This window comes from Pseudomonas sp. MYb2 (genome assembly GCF_002979955.1).
In the GTDB taxonomy this organism is placed as follows: Bacteria; Pseudomonadota; Gammaproteobacteria; order Pseudomonadales; family Pseudomonadaceae; genus Aquipseudomonas.
This window is the reverse complement of the sequence record NZ_PCQC01000005.1, coordinates 259,179-274,911: the sequence shown is the minus strand read 5'-3', so window position 1 is coordinate 274,911 and position 15,733 is coordinate 259,179. Positions and strand designations below refer to the sequence as shown.

The 15,733-nt window shown below is 60.2% G+C and carries 10 protein-coding genes; 9 read left to right on the top strand and 1 reads right to left on the bottom strand.

The features are described from left to right. Positions 1-9: 9 nt before the first annotated feature. Positions 10-2,454 carry a penicillin-binding protein 1A gene (locus CQ009_RS10600; RefSeq protein WP_371920136.1) on the bottom strand — a complete coding sequence of 815 codons (2,445 nt, stop codon included), beginning with the start codon at positions 2,452-2,454 and terminating at the stop codon, positions 10-12. A 219-nt stretch (positions 2,455-2,673) separates the two neighbouring features. On the opposite strand from CQ009_RS10600, the gene CQ009_RS10595 reads away from it, so the two are divergent. The 9 genes from CQ009_RS10595 to gltB all read left to right on the top strand — a co-directional run bounded on the left by CQ009_RS10595 (position 2,674) and on the right by gltB (position 15,709). Then, complete coding sequence (locus CQ009_RS10595; RefSeq protein WP_064388871.1) at positions 2,674-3,738, top strand: pilus assembly protein PilM; 1,065 nt, start codon at positions 2,674-2,676, stop codon at positions 3,736-3,738. Further along, on the top strand, positions 3,738-4,304 hold the full coding sequence (locus tag CQ009_RS10590; protein WP_064388870.1) for a PilN domain-containing protein: 567 nt from the start codon (positions 3,738-3,740) through the stop codon (positions 4,302-4,304). Before CQ009_RS10595 ends, CQ009_RS10590 begins: the two co-directional genes overlap by 1 nt. Further along, complete coding sequence (gene pilO / locus CQ009_RS10585; RefSeq protein ID WP_064388869.1) at positions 4,301-4,924, top strand: type 4a pilus biogenesis protein PilO; 624 nt, start codon at positions 4,301-4,303, stop codon at positions 4,922-4,924. Before CQ009_RS10590 ends, pilO begins: the two co-directional genes overlap by 4 nt. Further along, complete coding sequence (locus tag CQ009_RS10580) at positions 4,921-5,448, top strand: pilus assembly protein PilP (protein WP_064388868.1); 528 nt, start codon at positions 4,921-4,923, stop codon at positions 5,446-5,448. Before pilO ends, CQ009_RS10580 begins: the two co-directional genes overlap by 4 nt. 13 nt (positions 5,449-5,461) lie before the next feature. Beyond that, entirely contained in the window at positions 5,462-7,534 is a 2,073-nt protein-coding gene (pilQ, locus tag CQ009_RS10575; RefSeq protein ID WP_105706020.1) for a type IV pilus secretin PilQ, read from the top strand. A 4-nt stretch (positions 7,535-7,538) separates the two neighbouring features. Next, on the top strand, positions 7,539-8,057 hold the full coding sequence (gene aroK / locus CQ009_RS10570; RefSeq protein WP_011332081.1) for a shikimate kinase AroK: 519 nt from the start codon (positions 7,539-7,541) through the stop codon (positions 8,055-8,057). A 152-nt stretch (positions 8,058-8,209) separates the two neighbouring features. Beyond that, positions 8,210-9,310: a 3-dehydroquinate synthase gene (gene aroB, locus CQ009_RS10565; RefSeq protein ID WP_105706018.1), complete on the top strand. Its 1,101-nt coding sequence runs from the start codon at positions 8,210-8,212 to the stop codon at positions 9,308-9,310. A 10-nt stretch (positions 9,311-9,320) separates the two neighbouring features. After that, positions 9,321-10,913: an AAA family ATPase gene (locus tag CQ009_RS10560; protein WP_064388865.1), complete on the top strand. Its 1,593-nt coding sequence runs from the start codon at positions 9,321-9,323 to the stop codon at positions 10,911-10,913. Between the two features lie 350 nt (positions 10,914-11,263). Continuing rightward, the gene (gltB, locus tag CQ009_RS10550; protein ID WP_064388864.1) at positions 11,264-15,709 is read left to right on the top strand and encodes a glutamate synthase large subunit; all 4,446 of its coding nucleotides are present in this window, start codon (positions 11,264-11,266) and stop codon (positions 15,707-15,709) included. Positions 15,710-15,733 lie beyond the last annotated feature (24 nt).

Here is a 15,733-nt window from a genome sequence, read left to right as displayed (position 1 = left end):
GCTGCTGGATCAGAACAGATCGATCGGTGCCTGCTCATCCGCCGGCAACGGGCTGCCCGGCACGGCGCCGTTACCCAGCTCATTCACCGACGGCGGCGTATCCTCAGCCTTGAACAGCTCAAAGTACGCACCCGGCGTGCTCGGCGTCGCCGCACGACCACTGACCGGATCCACGCGCAGGCTCAGCAAACCTTCCGGCTCAGGTTGCACGTGCGGCGGCTTGTCCTTCAACGCTGCCGACATGTAGTTCATCCAGATCGGCAGTGCCACCGTACCGCCGAACTCACGGCGACCGAGGCTTTCCGGCTGGTCGAAACCGGTCCACACCGTGGTCACGTAATCGGCGTTGTAACCGGAGAACCACGCGTCTTTCGATTCGTTGGTCGTGCCGGTCTTGCCAGCGATGTCGCTGCGGCCCATGGCCAATGCGCGACGACCGGTGCCAAGCTTGATCACGTCCTGCAGCATGCTGTTGAGGATGTAGGTAGTGCGGCCATCGACGATCCGCTCAGCCACCGCCGGCGCTTGCGCTACGGCAGCATTGCCCGGCGCTTCACCCGGAACCGGCGCGGCATTGACCGTGAACGATTGAGTCTCCGGCGCTGCAATACCGTCCGTCGCCGAACCGCCCTGAGGCACGGTCGGCGGGTTGGCGACGAACAGCGTGTCACCGTTACGGCTTTCGATCTTGTCGATGATGTACGGGGTGATCTTGTAACCGCCGTTGGCGAACGTACTCCAACCGGTCGCAATCTCCATCGGCGTCAGCGTTGCGGTGCCGAGCGCCAGCGACAGGTTTGGCGGCAGGTCCTGCTTGTTGAAGCCGAAGCGGGTGATGTAGTCGATGGTCTTGCCCACGCCCATCGCCTGCAGCAGGCGGATCGATACCAGGTTGCGCGACTTGTACAGCGCCTCACGCAAGCGGATAGGGCCGAGGAAGGTGTTGGTGTCGTTCTTCGGGCGCCAGACCTTGTCCAGGTACTCGTCGACGAACACGATCGGCGCGTCGTTGACCAGCGTGGCGGCGGTGTAGCCGCTGTCCAGCGCAGCGCTGTAGACGAACGGCTTGAAGCTCGAGCCCGGCTGACGCTTGGCCTGCATGGCGCGGTTGTAGTTGCTCTGCTCGAAGGCAAAACCGCCGACCAGCGAGCGGATCGCACCATTCTGCGGGTCCAGCGACACCAGCGCGCCTTGTGCCTGCGGAATCTGGCTGAACTTCAGCGAGTTGTCTTTCTGGCGCTGCACACGAACCAGGTCGCCGACCTGCGCAACATCCGACGGCTGACGCGGGTTGGCGCCCATGCTGTTGGTGTTGAGGAACGGCCGCGCCCATTTCATGGTGTCCCAGGCGACGTGCTCTTCGCCGGTGCGGGTCAGCACTTGCAGGCCATTCTTGTCGATCTGAATGACGATGGCCGGCTCGAGGCTGCTGATGGTGCGTTGCTTGGTCAGCTCGCTGGCCCAGGCTTCACGGGTTTTGCCCGGCAGACGCGACTCAGGCCCACGGTAGCCGTGACGCTGGTCGTAGGTCATCAAGCCTTCGTGCAGCGCGGTGTTGGCCATTTCCTGCAGATTGCTCGGCACCGTGGTGGTGACGCGGAAACCTTCGGTGTAAGCCTCGCTGCCATAGCGACCGACCATTTCGGCACGGGCCATTTCGGCGATGTACGGTGCGTTCACTTCCGGCGTCGGTACGTGATAGCTGGCGTTCAGTGGTTCGTTGATCGCGGCGGTGTAATCCGCTTCGGTGATCTTGCCGAGCTTGTACATGCGCCCGAGGATCCAGTCGCGACGTTCTTTACTGCGCGCCGGGTTGGCCAGCGGGTTGAAGCGCGACGGTGCTTTCGGCAGGCCGGCGATCATCGCCATCTGCGCCAGGCTGATGTCACGGATCGACTTGCCGTAATACACCTGCGCCGCCGCCTCGATGCCGTAGGCGCGGTTGCCCAGATAGATCTTGTTCACATACAGCTCAAGGATTTCATCCTTGGTCAGCTGCCGTTCGATCTGCAGGGCCAGGAGAATTTCGGTGGTTTTGCGCGAGAAGCTGCGTTCGCTGGTCAGGAAGAAGTTCTTCGCCACCTGCATGGTGATGGTGCTGCCGCCGGACTGGATGTGTCCGCTTTTGACCAATTGGGTCGCGGCACGCATCAGGCTGCTCGGATCAACGCCATAGTGGTTGGCGAAATTGTCGTCTTCAGCACTTAGTAACGCATTAATGAAATTGGGTGGAATGTCGGCGAAACGGATCGGTGTACGGCGCATTTCGCCAAATTCTGCGATCAACTTGTTGTCGCTGGAATAGACTCGCAGGGGAATCTGCAACTGAATGCTTCTCAGCGCCTCCACAGACGGCAAACCCGGACTAAGGTAAAGAAACGCGCCGCTGAGACCTAAAAGCAGTCCGCAGAAAACGGCGACGATGGACCAACCGAAAAATTTCAGCAGACGAATCAAGGCGTTTGAACATCCAGGGCAAAGAATGAATTTGGCGACGGGGTTCCGGCTACACACAGAACAGTCCGCGCTGGCAGTAAAAAGCGGAAAAAAACGCTGGGCATTATAAGCACTTTTCCGTCGGAGGCGTCATTTGCGCTTCTGTCAAGACGGGAGGAAGGAACGCAATGCGTATTACAGAGTCCGTAACTCACGGAAAGTCATAGGGAATTGGTAGTGCTGGGACTCTTCAATAAAAAGACCAATACGTTACTGGGGATCGACATCAGCTCCACGTCAGTGAAGCTGCTGGAGCTGAGCCGTCAGGGTGATCGCTACCGGGTCGAGGCGTACGCGGTGGAGCCATTGCCCGCGAACGCCGTGGTCGAGAAAAACATCGCCGAGCTCGAAGGCGTTGGCCAAGCCCTCAGTCGGGTGCTGGTCAAGGCACGCACCGGGCTGAAAAGCGTGGCGGTGGCGGTGGCTGGTTCTGCGGTGATCACCAAGATCATCGAAATGGACGCCGGACTGTCCGATGACGAGCTGGAAAACCAGCTTAAGATCGAAGCCGACCAATACATTCCCTATCCGCTGGACGAAGTCGCCATCGATTTCGAAGTCCAGGGCGTGTCGCCGCGCAACCCCGAGCGTGTCAGCGTTTTGCTGGCCGCCTGTCGCAAGGAAAACGTCGAAGTCCGTGAAGCGGCCCTGGCCTTGGCCGGCCTGACTGCGCGGGTGGTGGATGTGGAGGCTTATGCGCTGGAGCGCTCGTTCGGCCTGCTCGCGAAGCAGTTGGCGGCCTCGCAGGAGCGCTTGACCGTGGCAGTGGTCGACATCGGCGCCACCATGACCACCCTTAGCGTCCTGCACAACGGCAAGATCATCTACACCCGCGAGCAATTGTTTGGCGGTCGCCAGCTCACCGAGGAAATCCAGCGTCGCTATGGCCTGACTGTCGAGCAGGCCGGACTGGCGAAAAAACAGGGTGGCCTGCCCGACGATTACGTCAGTGAGGTCTTGCAGCCGTTTCGTGAGGCGCTGGTGCAGCAGGTATCACGTTCACTGCAGTTCTTCTTCGCTTCCGGCCAATACAACGCGGTCGACCACATTCTGCTGGCCGGCGGCACGGCGTCGGTGCCGGGGCTCGACCGCTTGATCGAGCAGCGCCTGGACACGCCAACCCAAGTGGCCAATCCGTTTACCGACATGGCCTTGAGCAGCAAGGTCAACGCCGGGGCACTGGCCAGTGATGCACCAGCCCTGATGATTGCCTGCGGGCTCGCGCTCAGGAGTTTCGACTGATGGCGCGGATCAATCTTTTACCCTGGCGCGAAGAGCGTCGCGAGGAGCGGCGCAAACGCTTCCTGCTGGCGCTGATCGGCGTAGTCGTAGGGTCGGTGGGTGCGGTATTTATTGCCGATCAGATCATCAGCGCGGCCATTGATCGGCAAATGGCGCGCAACGAATACATTGGCAAGCAGATCGCCGTGGTCGATGAGCGGATCAAGCAGATCAGCGATCTCAAGGCGCGCCGCCAGCAATTGGTCGAGCGCATGCGCATCATCCAGGACTTGCAGGGTAACCGGCAGATCAGCGGGCGGATCTTCGATCAACTGGCGCGCTCGCTGCCTGATGGCGTGTATTTCACCCAGGTGAAAATGCTCGGCAGAACCCTTTCCATCAGTGGCGCAGCGGAGTCGAACAATCGCGTTTCCGAGCTGATGCGCAATCTGGATGCTTCTGACTGGTTCGATGCGCCGAGCCTGAATGAGGTGAAAGCGATCACAGCCGATCAGGTGGAGCAATCCAGTACATTTCAGTTGACCGTTCGTCAGACGCAGCCGAAGAGCCTGGAGGACGATCAATGAAACCGTCCGAATGGCTTGAAAGCCTGCGCAACATCGATTTCAACGATCTCGACTCCAGCAACATCGGTTCCTGGCCCGCCGTCGTGAAGGCCATCGCCGGGGCGTTGTTGATGGTGCTGGTATTGGGTCTCGGCTATAACTTTTTCATCAGTGACATGGAAAACCAGCTCGAAACCAAACGGGAAGAAGAGGCCGCGCTCAAGGAACAGTTCGCCAGCAAAGCGCGTCTGTCGGCCAATCTCGAGCTGTACACCCAGCAGATGAAGGAGATGGAAAACTCCTTCGGCGTGTTGTTGCGGCAGTTGCCCAGCGACACCGAGGTGCCGGGGCTGCTGGAGGACATCACCCGCACCGGTCTGGGTAGCGGCCTGGAGTTTGAAGAAATCAAACTGTTGCCGGAGGTCACTCAGCAGTTTTACATCGAGCTGCCGATCCAGATCACCGTTACCGGTGCCTATCACGACCTGGCGACTTTCGTCAGTGGCGTCGCAGGGCTGCCGCGCATCGTCACCCTGCATGACTTCGAGCTGGCGCCGGCCAACCCCGAGGGCGGGTCGAAGCTGCGCATGAGCATCCTCGCCAAGACCTACCGCTATAACGACAAGGGGCTGCAAAAATGACCCCGACTCGTTATTTCGCCCTGTCGGTGGCCTTGCTGGCGCTGAGCGGTTGTGGAGGCAGTAGCGATTTCAGTGACCTCGACGCCTACCTGAATGAAGTACGCCTGCGTCCGGCCGGCAAGATTGAACCAACCCCGACATTCCGGTCTTACCCCACATTCACCTACAGCGCTGCCAATCTGCGCAGTCCGTTCTCGCGGCAGGTGCGCGCCGATCTGGCCGGGCGACAGCACGGCTCGCGCAACGTCAAACCCGACCCCAGCCGGGTCAAGCAATACCTCGAAGGTTTCAATATCGAGCAGTTCGAGATGGTCGGCACGATCTCCAATGTTTCCGGCTCCTTTGCGCTGTTGCGCGGGGCGGGCGGGGTGCATCGGCTGAAAGTCGGCGATTACCTGGGGCGCAACGATGGCCGCATCGTCGCCATCAGCGCCACCCAGGTCGATGTCGTCGAAATCGTTCCTGACGGCGAAGGCGCCTGGCTGGAGCGCCCGCGCACCATTCCTTTGAAAGAGCACTCATAGTGGAAGTCGAACAATGAACAGGATTTTCTCAACCTTCGGTTTTTCGCTATGGATAGCGCTGTTGTCGCCGATGGTACTCGCGGCCAACCTGAAAACGCTGGACGTGGCAGCGTTGCCGGGTGATCGCGTCGAGCTGAAACTATCGTTCGACGGCGCACCGCCCCAGCCCAAGGGTTACACCACCGAATCACCGGCGCGGATCGCTCTCGACTTGCCGGGTGTGTCCAGTCAGTTGGCCAGCAAGAACCTCGATCTGGGCAGCGGCAATGCGCGCACTGCCACGGTAGTCGAGGCCAGGGACAGGACGCGGCTGATCGTCAGCCTCACCCAGCTGGCGCCTTACAACACGCGAGTCGAGGGCAATAATCTGTTCGTGACGGTCGGGCAGGGTGCGCCAGTTGCCGCGCCACGACCTGCTGCCATTGCGCCACGCCCTGTGGCGGCACCGGCCAAGGCATTTGTGCCGAAAAGCCGGGCCATTCGCGGCGTGGATTTTCAGCGTGGTACGACAGGTGAGGGTAACGTGGTCATCGATCTGTCCGACCCGACCATCGCCCCGGATATCCAGGAACATGACGGCAAGATCATTCTCGGCTTTGCCCGTACGCAGTTGCCAGAAAAGTTGCGAGTGCGCCTCGACGTCAAGGATTTCGCCACACCGGTGCAGTTCGTCAATGCCGCCGTGACCGGTGATCGCACGGTTATTACTGTCGAGCCCAGCGGCACCTACGAATACTCAACCTTCCAGACCGACAACAAGCTGACCGTCAGCATCCGTCCGATGACGGTCGACGACCTGCAAAAGCGCAATGCCGACCGCAACAGCTATGTCGGCGAAAAGCTCTCGCTGAATTTCCAGGACATCGATGTTCGTTCGGTGCTGCAACTGATCGCCGACTTCACCAACCTCAATCTTGTCGCCAGCGATACGGTGCAGGGCGGCATTACCCTGCGTCTGCAGAACGTACCTTGGGATCAGGCGCTGGATCTGGTGCTGAAAACCAAGGGGCTGGATAAGCGCAAGGTCGGCAATGTACTGCTGGTCGCACCGGCCGATGAGATCGCCGCGCGCGAACGCCAGGAACTGGAATCGCAAAAGCAGATCGCCGAACTGGCGCCGTTGCGTCGTGAGCTGCTGCAGGTCAATTACGCCAAGGCGGCGGACATCGCCAAACTGTTCCAGTCGGTGACCAGTGCCGAAGCGAAAATCGACGAGCGTGGCTCGATTACTGTCGATGAGCGGACCAACAACATCATTGCCTACCAGACCCAGGATCGCCTCGACGAACTGCGGCGCATCGTGGCGCAACTGGATATTCCGGTGCGCCAGGTGATGATCGAGGCACGCATCGTCGAAGCCAACGTCGATTACGACAAGAGCCTGGGTGTGCGTTGGGGCGGGTCGGTGCAGAACAAGGGCAACTGGAATACCTCCGGGGTCAGCAACGGTTCTTCTACGACCATCGGCACGCCGGGCAGTACCAGTACCAACTCACCGTTCGTCGACATGGGCACCGTCAACAACACCTCGGGGATCGGCATCGCTTTCATTACCGACAACGTCTTGCTCGATCTGGAGCTGACAGCCATGGAGAAAACCGGCAACGGCGAAATTGTCTCGCAGCCAAAGGTCGTCACCTCCGACAAAGAAACCGCGAAGATCCTCAAGGGCACCGAGATACCGTATCAGGAAGCCAGCTCCAGCGGCGCCACTTCGGTGTCGTTCAAAGAGGCTTCGTTGTCTCTGGAAGTCACGCCGCAGATCACCCCCGATAACCGCATCATCATGGAGGTCAAGGTCACCAAGGACGAACCGGATTACCTGAACAAAGTGCAGGATGTGCCGCCGATCAAGAAAAACGAGGTCAATGCCAAAGTCTTGGTGAACGACGGCGAAACCATCGTGATTGGCGGTGTTTTCTCAAATACTCAAAGCAAGGTTGTAGATAAGGTGCCATTTCTTGGCGATGTGCCGTATCTTGGCCGCCTTTTCCGGCGTGATGTGGTTTCGGAGAAAAAATCCGAGCTGCTGGTGTTTCTCACTCCGCGTATCATGAACAATCAGGCGATTGCTGTGAGTCATTGATTCTGTGCGAAATTTGATTCTTGTAGGACCGATGGGCGCTGGAAAAAGCACCATCGGCCGGCTGCTGGCCAAAGAGCTGCGCCTGCCGTTCAAAGATTCCGACAAGGAAATTGAACTGCGCACGGGCGCCAATATTCCGTGGATCTTCGATAAAGAAGGTGAACCGGGCTTTCGTGACCGTGAGCAGGCGATGATCGCCGAGCTCTGCGCGTTTGACGGCGTGGTCCTGGCGACCGGCGGTGGCGCAGTCATGCGTGATGCCAACCGCAAGGCCCTGCATGAGGGCGGGCGAGTGGTGTATCTGCATGCCTCCGTCGAACAGCAGGTTGGCCGCACGTCGCGTGATCGCAACCGGCCGTTGCTGCGCACCGCCAATCCAGAAAAAACCCTGCGTGACCTGCTGGCGATCCGCGATCCGCTTTATCGGGAAATCGCCGATCTGGTGGTGGAAACCGACGAACGGCCGCCGCGCATGGTAGTGCTCGACATTCTCGATCGTCTGGCACAGCTTCCACCCCGTTAAAGCATCGCTCGAAATGCGCTATCCTCGGCGTCCTGTCACAGCCCTGCGAGGTTGTGGCGGCTAGCGTGCGAGCGACGTCATACCCGCTACAGGCCGCAGATAACCAATAATTCAGGGCAGGACGCCTGCTTCCATCTTCACTGTGGGGACACATGCAGACACTCAAGGTCGATTTAGGCGAGCGCAGCTACCCGATTCATATTGGCGAAGGTTTGTTGGATCAGCCTGAACTGCTGGCGCCGCATATCCATGGGCGGCAGGTGGCAATCATCTCCAACGAGACCGTTGCGCCGCTCTATCTTGAACGTCTGACCCGCAGCCTGGCGCAGTTCTCGGTGATCTCCGTGGTTTTGCCGGACGGCGAAGCCTTCAAGAACTGGGAAACCCTGCAACTGATCTTCGACGGTCTGCTGACCGCCCGGCATGACCGCCGCACCACCGTGATCGCCCTTGGCGGCGGTGTGATCGGCGACATGGCCGGCTTCGCCGCGGCCTGTTACCAGCGCGGTGTCGATTTCATCCAGATTCCTACGACATTGTTGTCCCAGGTCGATTCGTCGGTGGGCGGCAAGACCGGTATCAACCATCCGCTGGGCAAGAACATGGTCGGCGCGTTCTATCAGCCGAACGTGGTGCTGATCGATACCGCGTCCCTGAAAACCCTGCCAGAACGCGAGCTGTCCGCAGGCCTGGCAGAAGTCATCAAGTACGGGCTGATCTGTGACGAGCCGTTCCTGACCTGGCTCGAAGACAACGTCGACGCCCTGCGCGCACTGGATCAAAAAGCCCTGACCTATGCCATCGAGCGCTCCTGCGCGGCCAAGGCGGCGGTGGTCGGCGCCGATGAAAAGGAAACCGGCGTGCGCGCCACGCTCAACCTCGGCCACACCTTCGGCCACGCCATCGAAACCCACATGGGCTATGGTGTCTGGCTGCATGGTGAGGCGGTCGCGGCGGGCACCGTGATGGCGCTGGAAATGTCCGCGCGTCTGGGCTGGATCAGCTTTGAAGAACGTGATCGCGGCACCCGTCTGTTCCTGCGCGCCGGTCTGCCGGTGATTCCGCCTGAGGAAATGACCGAGGCCGACTTTCTCGAACATATGGCAATTGATAAAAAAGTGATCGACGGTCGTCTGCGCCTGGTGCTGCTGCGCCGGATGGGCGAAGCGGTGGTGACCGACGATTATCCGAAAGAGGTTCTACAGGCCACGCTGGGAGCGGATTACCGCGCCCTGGCTCAGCTTAAAGGTTAATAAGATTCCGATGACTAGTTTGCATGCCGACGAGGCGTTCCTCGGCCATTTCCAGTTAAGTCACGACCCGTTCGCGCCGCGCGTGCCGGGCTTCAAATTCTTCCCGGCCCAGCGCAAACCGGTGCTGGGGCAGTTGCATCACCTGGCGCGTTACAGCCAGTTGCTGTTGGTGGTTACCGGTCCGCAAGGCAGCGGCAAGACTCTGCTGCGTCAGGCCTTGGTGGCCAGTACCAACAAGCAGTCGGTGCAGAGCGTGGTGGTTTCCGCCCGCGGCGCTGGCGATGCCGCTGGCGTGCTGCGTCAGGTCGCTCAGGCGCTGGATGTGGCTCAGGCCGACGTCGGTGCGATTCTGGCGCAAGTGGTACAACTGGCGCTGACCGGCCAGGAGGTCTATCTGCTGGTGGATGATGCCGAGCAGCTCGACGAATCCGCGCTTGAAGCGCTGATGGCGCTGGGTGCCGGTGCACCGGAAGGTCGCCCGCACGTGTTCCTGTTCGGCGAGTCGTCGCTGATCGCGCAACTCGAGGCCTTGCACCTCGAGGAAGAGCGCTTCCACGTCATCGAATTGCAGCCGTACACCGAAGAAGAGACACGCGAGTATCTCGACCAGCGGCTCGAAGGTGCGGGCCGTGGTGTCGAACTTTTCACCGCGGATCAGATCTCTGATATTCACGAAAGCTCCGAGGGTTGGCCTGGCAACATCAACCAGGTTGCTCGCGATGCACTGATCGAAGTCATGATTGCCAGCCGCTCTGCGGTGAAGCGTCCAAGTATGGGGTTCAACATGCCGAAGAAACACGTATTGGCGATTTCCGCCGTCGTCGTGGTCGCGGTCGCCGCCGCCTGGTTGATGCCAGGTCGCAGCAAGGCGCCGACCACCGGTGCTCCGGCCAATGAACAGGCACAGTTGCCGTTGGGCCAGGGCGCTGCCAATGGCGCAAATCCATCCGTCGAATTCGCCGGTAACACGCAGCCGATGCCGTTGCCGCTGGTCGGTAACTCGCAACCGGTCATGCGTGGTCCGCTGGCTGAAGAGGCTGGTGGCATCACTGAAGGCGACGACGGCGTGCCGTTGGAAGGCTCCAGCGCTACACCGCCTACCGTAACCACTTCCGCGCCACCAGCAGGCGTTCCGGCCGGTCCTGCACCGACACCGGTGCCAGTCCCGGCGGCCAAACCCGCTCCAGCGCCAACTCAGGTTGCCACCGCCAAGCCTGCTCCGGCAGCGCCAGCGGCAAAACCTGCTCCAGCGCCAGCCAAGCCAGTTGCTGCGGCCAAACCGGCCGAGAAGCCGGTCACCGTTGCCAAGGCCGCCGGTGGCAGTTGGTACGCCGGTCAGCCGACCGGTAACTATGTGGTGCAGATCCTCGGCACCAGTTCGGAAACTGCCGCGCAAAACTTCGTCAAGGAGCAGGGCGGCGAGTACCGGTATTTCAAGAAAGTCCTCAACGGCAAGCCGCTTTACGTGATCACCTACGGCAACTTCGCCAATCGTGATGCAGCCGTTTCTGCCATCAAGGCCTTGCCAGCGAAGGTTCAGGCTGGTAAACCTTGGCCTCGCACTGTCGCCAGCGTCCAACAGGAACTGGCAACAACTCGCTGAAGATTCGGCGGCCTTACCCAGGCCGCCTCTCCAAGCACCTCAAAATTTCTACGAGTGCGCGCCGCCTTCACAGGCCGCGTGCCTTGTGGTGTCTGCGTCACAGTAGTCTTTGAGTCGTTGCGGTCAAAATTAAAAAAGTTTTGACTAGCACAGCAGATCGCTTTAAACCTTTCACAAATGCGACATGAATTTGCGACATTTCGTCGTCAAATTTGTGAGCCTCTGTGTCGCTGTGTACAATGACCACCCTTTTGCCCCTGCTAAGCTGGCGTACGTTCGGCGCGGGATGCAAGTGGTTGAATTGAAAAGAAATTTGCCTCGAAAAGAGGCAGCCTGGTGAGAAAGTGTCTATGAAAGCAGGTCTGTACCAACCAGATGAATTCAAGGATAACTGCGGTTTCGGCCTGATAGCCCATATGCAGGGCGAACCCAGTCATACCCTTTTGACAACGGCCATCGAGGCCCTGACCTGCATGACCCACCGCGGTGGGATTAATGCCGACGGCAAGACCGGTGACGGTTGCGGTCTGCTGATTCAGAAGCCTGATGCGTTCCTGCGTGCCATTGCCCAGGAAACCTTCAGCGTCGAGCTGCCCAAGCAATATGCGGTGGGCATGGTTTTCTTCAACCAGGACCCGGTCAAGGCCGAAGCCGCTCGCGAAAACATGAACCGCGAGATCCTCGCTGAAGGTCTGCAACTGATCGGCTGGCGCAAAGTGCCCATCGACACCAGCGTCCTCGGCCGCCTGGCCCTTGAGCGCCTGCCACAGATCGAGCAGGTGTACATCGGCGGCGAAGGCCTGAGTGATCAGGACATGGCCGTGAAGCTGTTCAGTGCGCGTCGTCGTTCGTCGGTGGCCAACGCCGTCGATTCCGACCACTACATCTGCAGCTTTTCGCACAAGACCATCATCTATAAAGGCCTGATGATGCCGGCCGATCTGGCCGCGTTTTATCCAGACCTGAGCGACGAGCGCCTGCAAACCGCAATCTGCGTGTTCCACCAGCGCTTCTCCACCAACACCCTGCCGAAATGGCCGCTGGCCCAGCCATTCCGCTTCCTCGCCCACAACGGCGAGATCAACACCATCACTGGTAACCGTAACTGGGCGCAGGCCCGTCGGACCAAGTTCAGCAATGATCTGATGGATCTGGAAGAGCTCGGCCCGCTGGTCAACCGTGTCGGTTCCGACTCCTCGAGCATGGACAACATGCTCGAGCTGATGGTCACCGGCGGCATCGACCTGTTCCGTGGCGTGCGGATGATCATTCCGCCAGCGTGGCAGAACGTCGAAACCATGGACCCGGATCTGCGTGCGTTCTACGAGTACAACTCGATGCACATGGAGCCGTGGGACGGCCCGGCCGGCGTGGTGATGACCGACGGTCGTTACGCGGTGTGCCTGCTCGACCGTAACGGTCTGCGCCCGGCGCGCTGGGTCACCACCACCAACGGCTTCATCACCCTCGCCTCGGAAATCGGCGTGTGGGACTACAAGCCTGAAGACGTGATTGCCAAAGGCCGTGTCGGCCCTGGCCAGATCTTCGCCGTGGACACCGAAACCGGGCAGATCCTCGACACCGATGCGATCGACAACCGTCTGAAATCCCGTCATCCGTACAAGCAATGGTTGCGCAAGAACGCCCTGCGCATTCAGGCGACCATGGAAGACAACGACCACGGTTCGGCTTTTTACGACGTCGATCAGCTCAAGCAATACATGAAGATGTACCAAGTCACGTTCGAAGAGCGCGACCAGGTCCTGCGTCCGCTCGGCGAACAAGGCTACGAAGCCGTTGGCTCGATGGGCGACGACACGCCGATGGCCGTGCTGTCCCAACGTGTGCGCACGCCGTACGACTATTTCCGCCAGCAGTTCGCGCAGGTCACCAACCCGCCGATCGACCCGCTGCGTGAAGCGATCGTGATGTCGCTGGAAATCTGCCTCGGTGCCGAGCGCAACATTTTCCAGGAGTCGCCGGAGCATGCCTCGCGCGTGATCCTCAGCTCGCCGGTGATTTCGCCGGCCAAGTGGCGCTCGCTGATGAACCTCGACCGTCCGGGTTTCGAACGGGCGATCATCGACCTCAACTACGACGAAAGCGTCGGCCTCGAAGCGGCAATCCGCAATGTCGCCGATCAGGCTGAAGAAGCCGTGCGCGCCGGGCGGACCCAGATCGTCCTGAGCGACCGCCATATCGCCCCGGGCAAGCTGCCGATCCACGCATCCCTGGCGACCGGTGCCGTGCACCACCGTCTGACCGAAAAAGGCCTGCGTTGCGATTCCAACATCCTCGTTGAAACCGCGACCGCTCGCGACCCGCATCACTTTGCGGTGCTGATCGGTTTCGGTGCCTCGGCGGTTTATCCGTTCCTCGCGTACGAAGTGCTGGGTGACCTGATCCGTACTGGTGAAGTGCTGGGCGACCTCTATGAGGTGTTCAAGAACTACCGCAAAGGCATCACCAAAGGTCTGCTGAAAATTCTGTCGAAGATGGGCATTTCGACCATCGCGTCGTACCGCGGTGCGCAGTTGTTCGAAGCCATCGGCCTGTCCGAAGAAGTCTGCGACCTGAGCTTCCGTGGCGTACCAAGCCGCATCAAGGGTGCGCGTTTCGTCGACATCGAAGCCGAGCAGAAAGCACTGGCCAGCGAAGCCTGGAGTCCGCGCAAGCCGATCCAGCAGGGCGGTCTGCTGAAGTTCGTCCACGGCGGCGAATATCACGCGTACAACCCGGACGTGGTCAACACCCTGCAAGCCGCCGTGCAGCAGGGCGACTACGCCAAGTTCAAGGAATACACCTCGCTGGTGGACAACCGTCCGGTGTCGATGATCCGCGACCTGTTCAAGGTCAAGACCCTCGACACGCCGCTGGACATCAGTGAAATCGAACCGCTGGAATCGGTGCTCAAGCGCTTCGACTCCGCCGGTATCTCGCTGGGCGCACTGTCGCCGGAAGCTCACGAAGCCCTGGCCGAAGCCATGAACCGCCTCGGTGCGCGTTCGAACTCCGGCGAAGGTGGTGAGGATCCAGCACGTTACGGCACCATCAAGAGCTCGAAAATCAAGCAGGTTGCGACTGGCCGTTTCGGGGTAACGCCGGAATACCTGGTCAACGCCGAAGTGCTGCAGATCAAGGTCGCGCAAGGCGCCAAGCCGGGCGAGGGCGGGCAACTGCCTGGCGGTAAAGTCAACGGTTTGATCGCCAAGCTGCGTTACGCAGTGCCGGGCGTAACCCTGATTTCGCCACCGCCGCATCACGATATCTACTCGATCGAAGACTTGTCGCAGCTGATTTTCGACCTGAAACAAGTCAACCCGAAAGCACTGGTTTCCGTGAAGCTGGTAGCTGAAGCGGGCGTCGGCACCATCGCCGCCGGTGTGGCCAAGGCCTATGCGGACTTGATCACCATCTCCGGCTACGACGGTGGCACCGGTGCATCGCCGCTGACCTCGATCAAATACGCCGGCGCACCGTGGGAACTCGGCCTCGCCGAAACTCACCAGACCCTGCGCGGCAACGACCTGCGCGGCAAAGTCCGGGTGCAGACCGACGGCGGCCTGAAAACCGGCCTCGACGTGATCAAGGCGGCGATCCTTGGCGCCGAAAGCTTCGGCTTTGGTACTGCGCCAATGATCGCGCTGGGCTGCAAATACCTGCGTATCTGCCACCTGAACAACTGCGCCACCGGCGTTGCGACGCAGAACGAGAAGCTGCGCAAGGACCACTACATCGGTACCGTCGACATGGTGGTGAACTTCTTCACCTACGTCGCCGAAGAAACCCGTGAGTGGCTGGCCAAGCTCGGCGTGCGCTCCCTCGAAGAGCTGATCGGTCGTACCGATCTGCTGGAAATCCTCGAAGGCCAGACCGCCAAGCAAAACCACCTGGACCTGACGCCGCTGTTGGGCAGCGATCACATTCCGGCGGACAAGCCACAGTTCTGCGGCGTTGAGCGCAACCCGCCGTTCGACAAAGGCCTGCTGGCCGAGAAAATGGTCGAGATGGCTTCGTCGGCGATCAACGACATGAGCGGCGCCGAGTTCGACCTGGACATCTGCAACTGCGACCGTTCGATCGGCGCGCGGATCTCCGGCGAAATCGCCCGCAAGCACGGCAACCAGGGGATGGCGAAAGCGCCGATCACCTTCCGCTTCAAGGGCACTGCCGGTCAGAGCTTCGGTGTGTGGAACGCCGGCGGTCTGAACATGTACCTTGAAGGCGACGCCAACGACTACGTCGGCAAAGGCATGACCGGTGGCAAACTGACCATCGTGCCGCCGAAGGGTAGCGTTTACAAAACTCAGGAAAGCGCCATCATCGGCAACACCTGCCTGTATGGCGCCACCGGCGGCAAGCTGTTTGCTGCTGGCACCGCAGGCGAGCGTTTCGCCGTGCGTAACTCCGGTGCCCACACGGTTGTGGAAGGCACTGGCGATCACTGCTGTGAGTACATGACCGGTGGTTTTGTCTGCGTTCTGGGCAAGACCGGTTACAACTTCGGCTCTGGCATGACCGGTGGTTTCGCCTACGTGCTCGATCAGGACAACACCTTCGTTGACCGGGTCAACCACGAACTGGTGGAAATCCAGCGGATCAGCGGCGAGGCGATGGAAGCCTATCGCAGCCACCTGCAAAACGTGCTGAACGAGTACGTCGCGGAAACCGACAGCGAGTGGGGTCGTGAACTCGCCGAAAACCTCGATGACTACCTGCGCCGTTTCTGGCTGGTCAAGCCCAAGGCTGCCAACCTGAAGTCGTTGCTTTCCAGCACTCGTGCCAACCCGCAGTGATATGCGCCTGAAGAGTTTGATGAG

What these genes read in the sequence shown, in the direction of transcription:
- CQ009_RS10580 (WP_064388868.1), top strand. Translation starts at nt 4,921, where the DNA reads ATGACCCCGACTCGTTATTTCGCCCTGTCGGTGGCCTTGCTGGCGCTG.
- pilO (WP_064388869.1), top strand. Translation starts at nt 4,301, where the DNA reads ATGAAACCGTCCGAATGGCTTGAAAGCCTGCGCAACATCGATTTCAAC.
- gltB (WP_064388864.1), top strand. Translation starts at nt 11,264, where the DNA reads ATGAAAGCAGGTCTGTACCAACCAGATGAATTCAAGGATAACTGCGGT.
- pilQ (WP_105706020.1), top strand. Translation starts at nt 5,462, where the DNA reads ATGAACAGGATTTTCTCAACCTTCGGTTTTTCGCTATGGATAGCGCTG.
- CQ009_RS10590 (WP_064388870.1), top strand. Translation starts at nt 3,738, where the DNA reads ATGGCGCGGATCAATCTTTTACCCTGGCGCGAAGAGCGTCGCGAGGAG.
- aroB (WP_105706018.1), top strand. Translation starts at nt 8,210, where the DNA reads ATGCAGACACTCAAGGTCGATTTAGGCGAGCGCAGCTACCCGATTCAT.
- CQ009_RS10560 (WP_064388865.1), top strand. Translation starts at nt 9,321, where the DNA reads ATGACTAGTTTGCATGCCGACGAGGCGTTCCTCGGCCATTTCCAGTTA.